The organism is Arthrobacter sp. Soil_C_60, from assembly GCF_057656375.1.
Map to the genome: position 1 here is coordinate 79,594 of NZ_JBDGKM010000010.1, position 14,312 is coordinate 93,905.

The following is a 14,312-nucleotide window of genomic DNA, read 5'->3' on the forward strand; positions in this document are numbered from 1 at the left end:
GACGAGCGCCGGGTTGGAATAGCCTGCAGCGAAGTGTGGTTGCACCGGTCATGCGCATAGTTATTGCAGGTGGACATGGAAAAATCGCACGCGAACTGACCAGGATCCTGGCCGCGGACCAGCATGAGGTGGTGGGGCTGATCCGCAAACCGGAGCAGAGCGCCGATCTGATGGTGGACGGCGCCATCCCCGAGGTGGTGGATCTGGAGAGCGCCTCGGTGGACGAGGTCGCGAAAATCCTGAAGGGCGCCGATGCGGCGGTCTTCGCAGCCGGAGCCGGGCCGGGCAGCGGGGTCGAGCGGAAGGAAACCGTGGACCTGGGTGCCGCGGTGCTGCTGGCGGATGCCGCCGAGGCCGCCGGCGTCGAACGCTTCATCCAGATTTCCTCGATGGGCAATGACCTGGTTCGCGGCGGCGCTACCCCGGAGGGCATGGACGAGGTCTTCGTTGCCTACCTGCGGGCCAAGCTGGCAGCCGAAGAAGACCTCAAAACTCGCGACCTGAAGTGGACCATCGTCCGTCCCGGCCAACTGACCGACGACGCCGGCAGCGGTCTCGTCCGCCTGGACCTGGTCGAGGAACGCGGTCCCGTGCCGCGCGCCGACGTTGCCACGGTGCTGGCGGAACTGCTGCGCACGGGCGCCGGTGAGCGCCAGCTGCTCAACCTGATCTCCGGAGATGTTCCGGTCAAGGAAGCAGTAGCCGCCTTCGCCTAGTTGCGGAGGATTGCTGCAGATTTCTGAGCCGTCCCAGCGCCCGGTGCGGTGCCCTCGCACCGAGCGCTGCCTCTTCTCCGGGTGCTTCCGGCCGCGGTCGGGTGCGGGATACTGGAAGACATGGATTTTCTTAGCGACCCAGAGGCAGCCGGCCGACCACGGAAAGTAGTGCTGCTGGGGTCCACCGGTTCCATCGGAACCCAGGGCATCGACGTGATCGACGGCGCCGCGGAGCGTTTCGAGGTGACGGCCGTAGCGGCCGGCGGCGGCAATCTGGAACTGGTTGCCCGGCAGGCCGTCCACACCCGGGCGGAAGCCGTAGGGATTGCCAACGGTACGCGGGAGGACCTGGCAACGGCGATCAAGGCAGCGGCCGCAGACGCAGGCATCAGCGGCTACGAACCGGAACTCTTTGCCGGCCACGACGCGTCGGCGAGGATCGCCGCCTGGCCGAATGCCGACGTCGTACTCAATGGCATTACCGGTTCGATCGGCCTAGTGCCGACCCTGGCTGCGCTGGAAGCCGGCCATCTGCTGGCGCTGGCGAACAAGGAGTCCCTCATCGCCGGCGGCGAGCTGGTCAAGCGCGCGGCCAAACCCGGCCAGCTGGTTCCGGTGGACTCGGAGCATTCCGCACTGGCCCAGGCGCTGCGCTCCGGCTCGGCGGCCGAGGTGGACCGGCTGATCGTCACCGCGTCCGGCGGGCCGTTCCGCGGTAGGACCCGTGCCGAACTGCGCGCCGTGACCCCGCAGCAGGCGCTGGCGCACCCGACCTGGGACATGGGCCGGATGGTGACCACGAATTCGGCCACCATGGTCAACAAGGCGCTTGAAGTCATCGAGGCGCACCTGCTCTTCGACGTGCCGCTGGAGAAGATCGATGTGGTGGTGCACCCGCAGTCCGTGGTCCACTCCATGGTCCAGTTCGCGGATGGCTCGACCATCGCCCAGGCGTCGCCACCGGATATGCGCCTGCCCATCGCGCTGGGGCTCGGCTGGCCGGAGCGGGTTCCGGGGGCGGCGAGGCCGTGCGACTGGTCCAACGCGGTGACGTGGACCTTTGAGCCGCTGGACGACGAGGTGTTTCCCGCGGTCCGGCTGGCCAAGCAGGCCGCCGCCCAGGGCAGCACCTTCATGGCCGTCTACAACGCTGCCAACGAGGAAGCGGTGGATGCCTTCCACGACGGCCGGATCGGTTTTGTGGATATCGTGGATACCGTCGCCGCAGTAGTAGCCGACCACGCCGGCTCCGCCGAACTGACCGTGGAGTCCGTGCTGGCGGCAGAAACGTGGGCACGAACCGAGGCCCGCAAACGTTTAGGAATGATGTGACCGTACTTCTCTTTATTCTCGGAGTCCTCTTCGTCGCGGTGGGCATTGCGCTCTCCATCGCGCTGCACGAAGTGGGCCACCTGCTGCCGGCCAAACTGTTCAAGGTCCGGGTCACCCAGTACATGGTGGGCTTCGGGAAGACTCTCTGGTCGAAGAAAAAGGGCGAAACCGAGTACGGCGTCAAGGCGATTCCGCTCGGCGGCTATGTCTCCATGATCGGTATGTACCCGCCGGCGAAGGTCAAGGCGGGAGCGGCGGCGTCCGGCGCGGCGGCATCAGTGCGCCAGTCCAGCACCGGCATTTTCCAGCAGCTGGCCAACGATGCCCGGCAGGCCGAGGCGGAACGGCTGCAACCGGGCGATGACAACCGCGTGTTCTACAAGCTCCCGGTCTACAAGCGCATGATCATCATGCTCGGCGGCCCGTTCGTGAACCTGGTGATCGGCGTGGTCCTGCTCGGGATCGTGATGGTGGGCTTCGGCTCGGCGCAGCCCAGCACCACCATCAGCGAGGTCAACAAATGCGTTGTCAGCGCCGCGCAGCAGGCCGAAACCGGGCAGACCGACTGCCTGCCGTCGGACCCGCAGGCACCGGCAACGGCCGCGGGAATCCTGCCCGGCGATACCGTCACGTCCTTCGACGGAAAGCCGGTAACTGACTGGTACGAACTCACCCGCTGGATCCGGGACGCCGCCGGCCAGGCAACGCCCATCACGCTTGAGCGCGACGGGCAGAGCATCAGCACCACCATCACGCCCGTGCTCTCGGAACGTCCGGTCTTCGACGACTCCAACGAGCTGGTGCTCGATGCCAACGGCGACCCGGTAATGGAAGAGGTCGGCTTCGTGGGCATGGGCTCGACCCAGGAACTGGTGCCGCAGCCGGTCACGGCCGTGCTGCCCGCGGTGGGGGAGAACCTGCAGGCGATTGCCGGCGTCGTGCTTAATCTGCCGCAGCGGCTGGCCGACGTTGCCGAGGCCGCCTTCAGCGATGCCCCGCGCGATCCCAACGGGCCGATGAGCGTGGTGGGCGTGGGCCGGATTGCCGGCGAGATCAGCGCCATGGAAGAAATTCCCTTCGAGGCACGGGCGGCGTCGCTGATCGGTTTGGTCGGTTCGGTGAATCTCGCCCTGTTCGTGTTCAACCTGATCCCGCTTTTGCCGCTCGACGGCGGACACGTCGCCGGGGCGCTGTGGGAAGCAGTTCGGCGCGGCTTCGCCAAGCTGTTCCGCAGGCCGGATCCGGGCCCGGTGGACATTGCCAAATTGCTGCCGCTGACCTACGCGGTGGCCATCCTGATGATGGGCATGGGCGCCCTGCTGATCTACGCCGACATCGTCAAACCGGTCAACATCTTCGGGTAGCAGCGCAGGCCCGAACCGCCTGCATCAGAACCTCCACAACGACGGCGGAGCCGCTGGATACACTGGCAGCAGAATCGACGTATGGAGGTGGCATGTCCAAGCACGGCAGCGGCAAGTCCGGCTGGCCCCGGATACTGGCCGCGTCCGCACTGGTCGCGGCGCTGGTGCTGAGCGGGTGCACGGCCGGACAGAACGGCAGGCCCGGCGCGTCCGGGTCCGCAGCGGAAAGCGGGTCCGACCGGGACGACAACCGGGTCTACCTCAACACTGGCGCCGCGGAGCCTGCTGTCATCACAGGGAGCGACGCCGAGGCGGCGCTGGCCTCCAGCCAAACCCTGTTCCAGTCCAGCCCGGTGGCTGTGGTGGCCCCGGAAGGGGACGCCGCTGCCATCGAAGCTGCCGCCGCCGAGGCCAGTTCTGCCGGAGTGCCGCTGCTGCTGGCAGTGGACGGGCTCGAGGCCGAGCTGGAGCGGCTTGGTGTCCGCCAGGTCAAGACTTTCGGTGCGCCGGCCGGAGCTGCCGAATCCGCGGCTCCTGAGGCGTCTGCCGCGCCATCCGGGTCGCCGGGACCCACCGGAACCGCCGCAGCCTCCGGATCCGCGGCAGGCTCCGGCGCGGCGGAGTGGGAAAGCGTACTGGGCGGCGTCGAGATTCTTGGTCCGGGCCAGCCAATGGACGAGGTTGCTGGGCCGGAAGAAGCGTCACCGTTCTCGGTGCTGCTTGGCGAAGACGCCAGGAAAGAACTCCCTGCCACCGTGGCCGTGCTTCAGGCCGCCGGTGTGCGCACCCACGTCGATGCCGCGGCCGACCCCCGGGCCAACCCCGAAACCGTAGACTTCCTGCGCGCCGAACCGGAGCACAACATTCTCGCCATCGGCGGGGACTTCGGCAATACGGCACAGTTCGCGGCCCGGACCGAAACCGCCCTGATGGCAGCGGAACTGCCCGGCGGAGGCATGCTGGCCTTCCCGACGCGGCGGATGGTCGCGCTCTACGGCCACCCGTCCGGTCCCGCGCTGGGTGCCCTCGGCGAACAGGATGTGGACGCCGCCATCGACCGGGCCAAGAAGCTGGCCGGCGAGTACAAGGGCCTGAGCGACGAGCCGGTAATTCCGGCGTTCGAGATCATTGCCACGGTCGCCACCGGATCCGCCGGCGAGGACGGCGATTATTCTTCCGCCACGGACATCGACCTGCTGCGGACCTGGGTAGATGCCGCAGGCGAAGCCGGCGTGTACGTGGTGCTGGACCTGCAGCCCGGCCGAACCGACTTCCTTACCCAGGCCAAGGCGTACGAGGAACTGCTCAAGGAACCGCATGTCGGCCTGGCCCTGGACCCGGAGTGGCGGTTGCGGGACGGCGAGCGGCACATGGAGCAGATCGGCTCGGTCACCGCAGCAGAGATCAACCAGGTCGGCGACTGGTTGGCCGGGTTGACGCGGGAGAACAACCTGCCGCAGAAGGTGCTGATCCTGCACCAGTTCCAGTTGCGGATGATCTCCAACCGGGAGCAGCTTGAGACCGGGCATGACGAGCTCGCCGTCGTCATCCACGCCGATGGCCACGGCGGACCGGGACAGAAGCTGGAGACCTGGCGCGCGCTGCGGCAGGACCTGCCCGACGACGTGTGGATGGGCTGGAAGAACTTCTACGATGAGGACACCCCGATGTTCTCCCCGGAGCGGACCTACGGCGACGTCAAACCGGCGCCTTGGTTCGTGTCCTACCAATGATTAACACGGCCCCGAGGGCAGGTAAGGTGTCGGCATGAGTGTTTTTGCCGTCGAGTATGTTTACGCCGCCGATACCGAAGAGGGCCGCGACACGCATCGTGCCGCCCACCGCGAATGGCTGAAGGGTTTCGTCAACGAAGGCCGTTTGCTGGCTTCGGGCCCGTACGCCGACGGCACCGGCGCGCTGCTGCTGTTCACCGCCGGGAGCGAAGCCGCCCTGCTGGAGGAACTGAAGCAGGACCCGTTCAATGTGCAGAACTTCGTTTCCGGCCTGCGGGTAACGGAGTGGAAGCCCGTGACCGGAGCTTTCGCCGACTACGCATGATCTTTCCCACAGCTGGCCGGTATCTTCGCAAGATCCGGGTTGCCGGAGGATAATGAAAGCTGTTCTGCACACTGCCCCCTGGAGGATGTTTTGACCTCGGTCAACCTTGGAATGCCAAACGCACCGCTGCCTGTCCTGGCGCCGCGCCGTAAAACGCGCCAGATCAAGGTCGGCTCGGTTGGCGTTGGATCGGACTCGCCGGTCAGCGTCCAGTCCATGACCACCACACCGACCACGGACATCAATGCCACCTTGCAGCAGATCGCCGAACTGACGGCTTCCGGCTGCGATATTGTCCGAGTGGCGTGCCCCAGCGCCGACGACGCCGAGGCGCTGCCCATCATCGCAAAGAAGTCGCAGATCCCGGTCATTGCGGACATCCACTTCCAGCCGAAGTATGTTTACGCTGCGATCGACGCCGGCTGTGCGGCGGTGCGGGTGAACCCGGGCAACATCCGCAAATTCGACGACCAGGTCAAAGAGATTGCCAAGGCCGCCAAGGACGCCGGAGTGTCCATCCGGATCGGCGTCAACGCCGGTTCGCTGGATCCGCGCCTGATGCAAAAGTACGGCAAGGCCACCCCGGAGGCCCTGGTGGAGTCCGCCGTCTGGGAGGCTTCGCTGTTCGAAGAGCATGACTTCCACGACTTCAAGATCTCCGTCAAGCACAATGACCCGGTAGTGATGGTCCGCGCCTACGAACTGCTGGCGGAGCGGGGCGACTGGCCGCTGCACCTGGGCGTTACCGAGGCCGGTCCGGCTTTCCAAGGCACCATCAAGTCCGCCACCGCTTTCGGTGCCCTGCTGTCCAAGGGCATCGGCGACACCATCCGTGTTTCTCTCTCGGCACCGCCGGTAGAGGAGATCAAGGTTGGCAACCAGATCCTGCAGTCATTGAACCTGCGTCCGCGCAAGCTGGAAATCGTGTCCTGCCCGTCCTGCGGCCGCGCCCAGGTTGATGTCTACACGCTCGCTGACCAGGTCACCGCCGGGCTGGAAGGCATGGAAGTTCCGCTGCGCGTGGCTGTTATGGGCTGCGTTGTCAATGGCCCTGGTGAAGCCCGCGAGGCGGACCTGGGCGTAGCCTCCGGCAACGGCAAGGGCCAGATCTTTGTGAAGGGCGAAGTCATCAAAACTGTGCCCGAGGACCAGATTGTTGAGACACTCATCGAAGAAGCAATGAGAATTGCGGAGGAAATGGGGGAGACCGATGGCGAAAATGCTGTCAAGGGTAGCCCCGTGGTTAACGTCAGCTAACCGGCTGCGCACGGATTCCGGCTGCGAAGCCGCGGTCGCGCTGGGGCATGCCGAAATCCGGGTCCTCGACGAAGGGGACACGCCTCGGCTCTGGGAGTTGGTGAAACAGGATCCGGTGTCCAACGTGTTCCTCGCCGCGCATCTGGAATCCACAAAAACGGCTGCGCCCACCCCCTCGGGCGCAGAAATCCTCGGCTACTTCGCCGACGGCGCTTTGGCCGGTGCATGCTGGAGCGGGGTCAATCTGGTGCCCACTGCGCTCAGCGCCGAACAGGGTGCCAACCTCGGTCAGTTTCTAGCCTCCAGCAACCGCCGGACCTCGTCCATCTTCGGCCCGGCGGAAGCCGTACTGGGTATCTGGAGTTCCTTCCAGCACAATTCCACCCGTCCTTTCGACGTACGGCCCAACCAGCCGCTGATGGAACTGCGCGGTAAGCCCGCCGTAGCGGCGGATCCGGCGGTCCGCTTCTCCACCGGGGCGGATCTGGACGTGCTGCTGCCGGCTTGCGTGGCCATGTTCGAAGAGGAAGTCGGCTATTCCCCCATGGCTGCCGGCGGACACCACTACCGCCAGCGCGTGCGGAGCCTGATCGACAAGGGGCACTCCCTGGTCTACCGCGAGCCAGGCGGTGACGTGGTTTTCAAGGCCGAGTTAGGCAACGTCTCGGCCGATGCGGTGCAGATTCAGGGCGTCTGGATGAACCCGGCCTACCGCGGCAAGGGTCTTGCGGCAGCGTACATGGCCGCCGTCGTCGAACTTTCGCGCAAGTTCGCCCCGGTAGCGAGCCTGTACGTCAACGACTACAACCAGCGCGCCGTTGCCGCCTACCAGCGTGTGGGCTTTGAGCAGGTCGGCACCTTCGCCACCGTGCTCTTCTAAGAAGCTGCCGTCCAACAGGATGCGCTGCCGGCGACACTCTGCCCCAAATTCACCCGAACCGTCCGGCGACCGTAGGATTAGTTACTGATCTGCTGTTGCGACACAACGAACTTTAGAAACGGAAACCAAGCGTGGTCCTGCGACTCTCCACCCTGTTCCTGCGCACACTGCGCGAAGATCCCGTCGACGCCGAGGTGGCCAGCCACCGGTTGCTGGTGCGCGCCGGGTATATCCGCCGCGCGGCTCCCGGCATCTACTCCTGGCTGCCGCTGGGGCTGAAGGTCCTGGCCAAGGTGGAAACCATCATCCGCGAGGAGATGTCCGCCATCGGTGCCCAGGAAGTCCATTTCCCGGCGCTGCTGCCGCGCGAACCGTACGAGGCCACCAACCGCTGGACCGAGTACGGCGAGGGGCTCTTCCGCCTTCAGGACCGCAAGGGCGCGGACTACCTGCTGGCTCCCACGCACGAGGAAATGTTCACGCTGCTGGTCAAGGATCTGTACTCCTCGTACAAGGATCTGCCTGTCTGCCTGTACCAGATCCAGACCAAGTACCGCGACGAAGCGCGTCCCCGTGCAGGGCTGCTGCGCGGCCGGGAGTTCATCATGAAGGATTCGTATTCCTTCGATATTGACGACGCCGGACTCGAGGACAGCTATCAGGCCCACCGCGGAGCCTACTTGCGTATTTTCGAGCGGCTGGGACTCGAAGTAGTGCCCGTGAAGGCCACGGCAGGCGCCATGGGCGGGTCCAAGAGCGAGGAATTCCTGCACCCGACCGAGGTCGGCGAAGACACCTTCGTCCGCTCGGCCGGCGGCTACGCGGCCAATGTCGAAGCGGTCACCACCGTGGTTCCGGCGGAGATCGACTTCACCAACCTGCCCGAGGCGGAGGTCAAGGACACCCCGGACACCCCTACCATCGACACCCTCGTGGCCGCGGCCAACGAGCTGGCACCGCGTCCGGAGGGCGAATGGACGGCTGCCGACACGCTGAAAAACGTGGTTCTGGCCGTCACCCTGCCGACCGGGGAGCGCCAGGTCGTGGTGCTCGGCGTGCCGGGCGACCGCGCTGTGGACCTCAAGCGGGTCGAAGCCAACATCGGGGGCTTCCTGCCGATCGGCGGGGAAATCGGCATCGAGGCCGCCAACGAGGACGACCTCAAGAAGCACCCGGGACTGGTCCGGGGCTACATCGGCCCGGGCGAGAGCCTGAACGCTGCAGTGCTCGGCACCGAAGGCAAGACCGGACTGCTCTACCTGGTGGACCCGCGAGTGGTCTCCGGGACCAGCTGGATCACGGGTGCCAACGTCGACGGCAAGCACGTCTTCGGGCTGGTGGCCGGTCGGGACTTCACCTGGGACGGCGTCATCGAGAGTGTCGATGTGCGCGCCGGCGACGAAGCGCCCGACGGCTCCGGTCCGCTCGAGGCTGCCCGCGGCATCGAGATGGGCCATATCTTCCAGCTGGGCCGCAAGTACGCCGAGGCGCTGGGGCTGCAGGTGCTGGACAAGAACGGCAAGCTGGCCACCGTCACCATGGGTTCGTACGGCGTCGGTGTTACCCGTGCCGTGGCCGCCCTCGCCGAATCCAACCACGACGACAAGGGACTGATCTGGCCGCGCAACGTCGCCCCGGCTGACGTCCACGTCGTCGCAACCGGCCGCGGACAGGAAATCTTCGACGCCGCGAACAAGCTCTCCGAAGAGCTCGCGGCCGCCGGACTGGAAGTCATCTACGATGACCGGCCCAAGGTTTCCCCCGGTGTGAAGTTCGGCGACGCGGAACTCATCGGGGTGCCGACCATCCTCGTGGTCGGCCGCGGCCTGGCCGACGGTGTCGTCGAGGTCAAGGACCGCGCCACCGGCGAAGCGCAGAACGTACCTCTGGAGGGGGCCGTCGCACAGGTGGCCGCCCTCGCCGGGAAGTGATCTCCGGACTGGAGGAACTGGAACTGGCCACCATCATCCTTGTGGTGGTGGCCGGTTTCGCCGCCGGCTGGGTTGATGCAGTGGTCGGCGGCGGCGGCCTGATCCAGTTGCCGGCGCTGCTGCTGGTGCCCGGCATCAGCCCTGTGCAGGCGTTGGCGACCAACAAGATGGGCTCGATCTTCGGGACCACCACGAGCGCCATCACGTATTACCGGCGCGCGCACCCCGACCTGAAGACCGCCCTGCCCATGGCCGGCGTCGCGCTGGCGGGCAGCTTCGGCGGCGCCATCGTCGCCACGGTGCTGCCCTCGGAAGTGTTCAAGCCGATCATCGTAGCGGCGCTCATCGCCGTCGCAATTTTTACTGCCCTGCGTCCGACGGCGGGCACCCTCACCAAACTGCGCTACACCGGGGTGCGGCATTTCGGCACCGCCGCCGGCATCGGACTAGTCATCGGGTTTTACGACGGGCTGATCGGCCCCGGAACGGGCTCGTTCCTGATCATCGCGATGGTGGCCATGCTCGGATATAACTTCCTGGCCGCCAGTGCGAAGGCCAAGATCGTGAACATGGCCACCAACTTCGGCGCCCTGCTGTTCTTCCTGCCCAGCGGCGCCCTGCTGTGGGGACTCGGCCTGATTCTCGGCCTGGCAAACATGGCCGGCGGCTATCTGGGCGCCCGGATGGCGGTAACCCAGGGCAGCAAATTCATCCGCGTGGTCTTCCTGCTCGTGGTCGCGGCCCTGATCATCAAGCTGGGCTACGACGTGGTGCAGGAGAATTTCCTGGGGGACCCGGCAGCTTAGGCAGCCGGGCATGCTACGGTGCCGCCCCGCTTACGGCAGTTGCAGTTCATGTGCCGGCGGAAGCCCGGGGAGGGTTCGTCCGGCGAGCGTGGAGGCAACCCAGAGGGACCGTTGCGCGTGGCCGCTGTTGCCGTGCTGCAGATAGTCCAGTGCGTTGGCCACCTCGCGGACGATGCTCCACTGCCGTGCGGTCTCTGTCTCCAATTCCGCCGCCGCGCAGAGTTCCTCACAGCGCCGGACCAGGTGGGCTTCCGGATCCGTGGCATGCAGGTCCGGTATCCGGTTCCAGAGCATCGGCGCCACCTCGAATTCCGCCTCGCCCAGCATGGGCTTCGGATCGATGGCCGCGAAACTGCCTGCAGGATGCGTCCGGGCCAGCACGTTCCCGTAATGCAGGTCGGTGTGGACCAGAACATCACGGGCTTCACGGCGGCCTACCGTGCCCCGGACCTGGCAGACCTCCAGCGCGCATTCGAGCAGCCAGCGGTCAAAGGGCTCCCCGAGCGCAGACCAGTCCGCAGGCAGCGAATCCGACCACTGCTCGGCCATCGCCGCTACGGTCTCAAAGGGCGGCCAGATCTCTGCCGCTTCGGGGGACCGGTGCAGCTGCCGCACCAACGGTCCCCACACTGCCGCAGTCTCGTCCAGCGGGACATCGAGCAGGGACCGGTCGCCGTCCAGCCGCTCGAGCAACTGCACAAAAGGGTCCTCCTCGCTACGCAGCAGGGCTACGGCACCGCGGCCGTCCCAGATCCGCAGCGCAGCGGACTCGAGCAGCGCTTCATCGTGCGGAACCGCGAGCTTCAGCACCGCTGGTCTGCCGGATGGGGTGCGCACCGGCACCACTGCCGCCAGCTGGCCGAACCAGGGACCGCCGTCGGCGGGGTCTGCCTCCAACTGCCAGCTGTCTAACATGGCAGCGCACAGATTGTTGAACTCCTGGAGCCAGCGGGAGCCGCCGGGCAACTGCAGCGCGTTGAGCCGCAGGTCGGCCGGGAGCTCCATCGGGATCATTGCGGGCCGTCCTTCGTGGGCGGCGCCGGCGATGCCGCACCGGCAGTTTCGGACGTTCCGGACGGGGAGACTGGGCTGCCGCTTGCCCGAAGGTCGAGGCCGGGGGTGAGCGGCGGCTCCCCGGTCGTGGCCGCGATCCGCTCAACTGCTCCCTGCAGGTCCGAGGCCGCGGCCGCCCGCAGTGCGCCGTCGCCGAGGGCCACCAGATCGCCCAGCGCCAGCGCCGCCTCGCCTTCCGCATCGCCGAGCCCCTGCCACGGCTCGTCGAGGAAGCCCTCGGGAAGTGCATAGGCCGGCTCGCGGAGCGGCAGGTCCACGCAGGAGTCCGCGGCCAGCTCCTCCCAGCGCTCCATCAGGTCCCGATGCGCTGCATAGTTCTCCGCCGCGGCTTCACGCTGTGCACCCGTGATCCGGGGCAGCGCGGTCTGGTACAGGAACGCCAGCTTGTATTCACTGACAACGACGGCGGATACGGCCTGTGCTTCCGCCGGCAGTCCACCCCCGGGAGCCGATGACTGAGACTCCTGGTCTTCAGCGTCGGGCCGGCCGCATTCGGTCGGCGGATCCACCACATCGGATTTCCAGGGCACCGGTTGTTTGGTGTCCGGATAAGCCTCGTGCAGCAAGGATGCCTGGCTGAAGGCCGATGCGCCGACGGAGGCCAGCAGGCGCGCAAGGCCGGGGTCCACGTCCAAGGACGCGGAGAGCAGGAAACGGGAGGTCGAGGCCAGCCGTTGAAGCGTGCCGTCGAGCGTCGGCGCCCCGGCTTCGCGCGAGGCCCGCTTGGTGGTTGTGGGGCTGGGTGTCTCTGCATCGAGGATGCCGGGACCGTTCCCGGGACCGGGCTCCGGGGCGGCTGCTCCCGACGGCCAGGAGGTCTGCAGCGGGAACAGGCGGGCCTGCTGTTCCAGCGCGGAAGCGGCGGTCAGCAGCGGTGCCGAGGCGCCGTCGTCGTTGTTTGAATTGCCGTCAACCGAAGCGAGGTGACGAAGATCTCCGGCTACCGCCAGAAGCCGCTGCTCGGCGTCCAGACGCGCCTGTTCGGTGGTGCTCAGCGGAGGAGGGACGGTCTCCAGGCTGGTGACGACGGTGCCGATGCTGACGACCAGTGCGGCGGCAAGCAAAAGCAGTAAGGTGCGCCGGAAAAAGCGGCCGGCTCTGCCGCCGGCCTTGGTGCCGGCCGTGCCCTTGGCCGGCCGTCCTGACGTTGTTCCCACAACAGTTGATAATGTCATGGCAGCAGGCACGGACGCACCACACGGTGCGGCGCGTGGCTCATCAGCGTGTCACGAGGGCTTGAGAAAGTCGCTAGTCTAGTAGCTACAACAACATCTAGCGGGAGGCAGCTATGGCGGATCGACCCGATCACACCGGCGTGTTCCAGTCGGGGAAACCATCCGGCGCCCAGACCCAATTGGAAGCGTCGCGGCTGAAGGAACTATTGGCCCCCACCGTGGCTGCCAGCGACCTGTACTTGGAAGACATCGAAGTGCGCATCGCCGGAACCCAGCGCACCGTACACGTGATCGTGGATCTGCCCGAGGACCAGCAGGGCGGCGTGAGCCTGGACAAGATTGCGGAGGTCTCGCAGAGCCTGTCCGCGGCGCTGGACGAGGACCCGCATGATGAGGGCGCCCCCTATGATCTTGAAGTTTCTTCCCCCGGCGTGAGCCGGCCGCTGACCGAGCCGCGGCACTGGCGCCGCAATCTCGGCCGCAAGGTGTCGGTGAAAGTTCTCGACGGCGACAACGTCACCGGGCGACTGCTGGAAGTCGGGGACGAATCCGTCACGATACGGCCCGACATCCCCGTGAAGAAGGGCATGAAGCCCAAGCACGGGGAACCCGTCCAACTGGCCTTTGCGAACATCCGCAGCGGCAAGGTGGAAATAGAATTCACGCACTTGGATGAAGACCTGGCCGCAGCGGAAATGCGCGGCGAACTAGAAGATGAGGAGGCCTGACATGGATATCGACATGAGCGCCCTGCGGTTCCTGGAACGTGAACGCGAAATCCCCCTGGACCTGCTCATTCCCACGATTGAGCAGGCGCTGCTGGTGGCTTACCACAAGACGCCGGGCTCGATCGATAAAGCCCGCGCCGAGCTGGACCGCAAGAGCGGGCATGTGACCATCTGGGCCGCCGAAATGGACGAGGACGGCACCGTTGTCGGCGAGTTCGACGACACCCCGAGCGGGTTCGGCCGCATTGCGGCTTCCACCGCGCGCCAGATCATCCTGCAGCGCCTGCGGGACGCCGAGGACGACAACGTGCTCGGCATTTTCCGCGGCAAGGAAGGCGAGCTCGTCTCCGGGCTGATCCAGCAGGGCCACAATCCCAACATGGTCCAGGTTGACCTCGGCACCGTCGAGGCACTGCTGCCACCGCCTGAACAGGTGCCGGGGGAGAAGTACCCGCATGGTGCGCGCCTGCGTGCCTACGTAGTGGATGTGCACCGTGGCATGAAGGGTCCCTCGATTACGCTTTCCCGCTCGCATCCGGGCCTGGTCCGCAAACTCTTCGAACTGGAGGTCCCGGAGATCGCGGACAACAGCGTCGAGATCGTGGCGCTGGCGCGCGAGGCGGGCCACCGCACCAAGATCGCTGTGAAGGCCAACATTCCCGGGCTCAACGCCAAGGGCGCCTGCATCGGCGAGATGGGTTCCCGCGTGCGCGCCGTCATGACCGAACTGCACGATGAGAAGATCGACATCGTGGACTTCAGCGAGGACCCGGCGACGTTCATCGGCAATGCCCTCTCTCCCTCGCGCGTGTCTTCGGTCACCATCACGGACGCTGACCTGCGTGCCGCGCGGGTGGTCGTGCCGGACTATCAGCTGTCCCTCGCCATTGGTAAAGAAGGACAGAATGCCCGTTTGGCTGCCAAGCTCACCGGCTGGCGGATCGACATCGTGTCCGATGCTGTGGCGGTCCAGCAGTAGCCTCCGGCACTG

The 14,312-nt window shown here is 66.3% G+C and carries 13 protein-coding genes; 11 read left to right on the forward strand and 2 right to left on the reverse strand.

Annotated features, from left to right (window positions below):
• The first annotated feature begins 50 nt into the window (after positions 1 to 50).
• The 9 genes from AC3A4M_RS18165 to AC3A4M_RS18205 all read left to right on the forward strand — a co-directional run bounded on the left by AC3A4M_RS18165 (position 51) and on the right by AC3A4M_RS18205 (position 10,344).
• Positions 51 to 716 carry an NAD(P)H-binding protein gene (locus tag AC3A4M_RS18165; protein ID WP_498737475.1) on the forward strand — a complete coding sequence of 222 codons (666 nt, stop codon included), beginning with the start codon at positions 51 to 53 and terminating at the stop codon, positions 714 to 716.
• A 120-nt stretch (positions 717 to 836) separates the two neighbouring features.
• Positions 837 to 2,048, forward strand: a complete 1,212-nt coding sequence (gene dxr / locus AC3A4M_RS18170) for a 1-deoxy-D-xylulose-5-phosphate reductoisomerase (RefSeq protein WP_498737477.1) — start codon at positions 837 to 839, stop codon at positions 2,046 to 2,048.
• Complete coding sequence (locus tag AC3A4M_RS18175; protein ID WP_498737479.1) at positions 2,045 to 3,412, forward strand: M50 family metallopeptidase; 1,368 nt, start codon at positions 2,045 to 2,047, stop codon at positions 3,410 to 3,412. The genes dxr and AC3A4M_RS18175 overlap by 4 nt, the downstream gene beginning before the upstream one ends.
• 92 nt (positions 3,413 to 3,504) lie before the next feature.
• Positions 3,505 to 5,145, forward strand: a complete 1,641-nt coding sequence (locus AC3A4M_RS18180) for a hypothetical protein (protein ID WP_498737481.1) — start codon at positions 3,505 to 3,507, stop codon at positions 5,143 to 5,145.
• 34 nt (positions 5,146 to 5,179) lie between these two features.
• On the forward strand, positions 5,180 to 5,470 hold the full coding sequence (locus tag AC3A4M_RS18185; protein WP_139005966.1) for a YciI family protein: 291 nt from the start codon (positions 5,180 to 5,182) through the stop codon (positions 5,468 to 5,470).
• Between the two features lie 90 nt (positions 5,471 to 5,560).
• Complete coding sequence (gene ispG, locus AC3A4M_RS18190; RefSeq protein ID WP_139005967.1) at positions 5,561 to 6,727, forward strand: flavodoxin-dependent (E)-4-hydroxy-3-methylbut-2-enyl-diphosphate synthase; 1,167 nt, start codon at positions 5,561 to 5,563, stop codon at positions 6,725 to 6,727.
• Positions 6,681 to 7,607, forward strand: coding sequence for a GNAT family N-acetyltransferase (locus AC3A4M_RS18195; RefSeq protein WP_498737484.1), 927 nt, complete (start codon positions 6,681 to 6,683; stop codon positions 7,605 to 7,607). The genes ispG and AC3A4M_RS18195 overlap by 47 nt, the downstream gene beginning before the upstream one ends.
• Positions 7,608 to 7,738: 131 nt before the next feature.
• Positions 7,739 to 9,538, forward strand: a complete 1,800-nt coding sequence (locus AC3A4M_RS18200; RefSeq protein ID WP_498737486.1) for a proline--tRNA ligase — start codon at positions 7,739 to 7,741, stop codon at positions 9,536 to 9,538.
• Complete coding sequence (locus tag AC3A4M_RS18205) at positions 9,535 to 10,344, forward strand: sulfite exporter TauE/SafE family protein (protein ID WP_498737488.1); 810 nt, start codon at positions 9,535 to 9,537, stop codon at positions 10,342 to 10,344. The genes AC3A4M_RS18200 and AC3A4M_RS18205 overlap by 4 nt, the downstream gene beginning before the upstream one ends.
• A 30-nt stretch (positions 10,345 to 10,374) precedes the next feature.
• Here the strand turns inward: AC3A4M_RS18205 and AC3A4M_RS18210 are convergent, their stop codons facing one another.
• Together AC3A4M_RS18210 and AC3A4M_RS18215 are read right to left on the reverse strand one after the other, a co-directional pair.
• Entirely contained in the window at positions 10,375 to 11,358 is a 984-nt protein-coding gene (locus AC3A4M_RS18210; protein WP_498737490.1) for an aminoglycoside phosphotransferase family protein, read from the reverse strand.
• On the reverse strand, positions 11,355 to 12,593 hold the full coding sequence (locus AC3A4M_RS18215; RefSeq protein ID WP_498737491.1) for a DUF4439 domain-containing protein: 1,239 nt from the start codon (positions 12,591 to 12,593) through the stop codon (positions 11,355 to 11,357). The genes AC3A4M_RS18210 and AC3A4M_RS18215 overlap by 4 nt, the downstream gene beginning before the upstream one ends.
• A 113-nt stretch (positions 12,594 to 12,706) precedes the next feature.
• Between AC3A4M_RS18215 and rimP the strand changes: the two genes are divergently transcribed.
• Together rimP and nusA are read left to right on the forward strand one after the other, a co-directional pair.
• On the forward strand, positions 12,707 to 13,321 hold the full coding sequence (gene rimP, locus AC3A4M_RS18220; RefSeq protein ID WP_498737493.1) for a ribosome maturation factor RimP: 615 nt from the start codon (positions 12,707 to 12,709) through the stop codon (positions 13,319 to 13,321).
• A 1-nt stretch (position 13,322) separates the two neighbouring features.
• Positions 13,323 to 14,300, forward strand: a complete 978-nt coding sequence (nusA, locus tag AC3A4M_RS18225; RefSeq protein WP_498737495.1) for a transcription termination factor NusA — start codon at positions 13,323 to 13,325, stop codon at positions 14,298 to 14,300.
• The last annotated feature ends 12 nt before the right edge of the window (positions 14,301 to 14,312 follow it).

Bases quoted from the DNA above. Each gene is read 5' to 3' on its own strand.
- AC3A4M_RS18165 (WP_498737475.1), top strand. From the start codon at position 51: ATGCGCATAGTTATTGCAGGTGGACATGGAAAAATCGCACGCGAACTG.
- dxr (WP_498737477.1), top strand. From the start codon at position 837: ATGGATTTTCTTAGCGACCCAGAGGCAGCCGGCCGACCACGGAAAGTA.
- AC3A4M_RS18180 (WP_498737481.1), top strand. From the start codon at position 3,505: ATGTCCAAGCACGGCAGCGGCAAGTCCGGCTGGCCCCGGATACTGGCC.
- AC3A4M_RS18185 (WP_139005966.1), top strand. From the start codon at position 5,180: ATGAGTGTTTTTGCCGTCGAGTATGTTTACGCCGCCGATACCGAAGAG.
- AC3A4M_RS18195 (WP_498737484.1), top strand. From the start codon at position 6,681: ATGGCGAAAATGCTGTCAAGGGTAGCCCCGTGGTTAACGTCAGCTAAC.
- AC3A4M_RS18210 (WP_498737490.1), bottom strand. From the start codon at position 11,358: ATGATCCCGATGGAGCTCCCGGCCGACCTGCGGCTCAACGCGCTGCAG.
- AC3A4M_RS18215 (WP_498737491.1), bottom strand. From the start codon at position 12,593: ATGACATTATCAACTGTTGTGGGAACAACGTCAGGACGGCCGGCCAAG.
- rimP (WP_498737493.1), top strand. From the start codon at position 12,707: ATGGCGGATCGACCCGATCACACCGGCGTGTTCCAGTCGGGGAAACCA.
- nusA (WP_498737495.1), top strand. From the start codon at position 13,323: ATGGATATCGACATGAGCGCCCTGCGGTTCCTGGAACGTGAACGCGAA.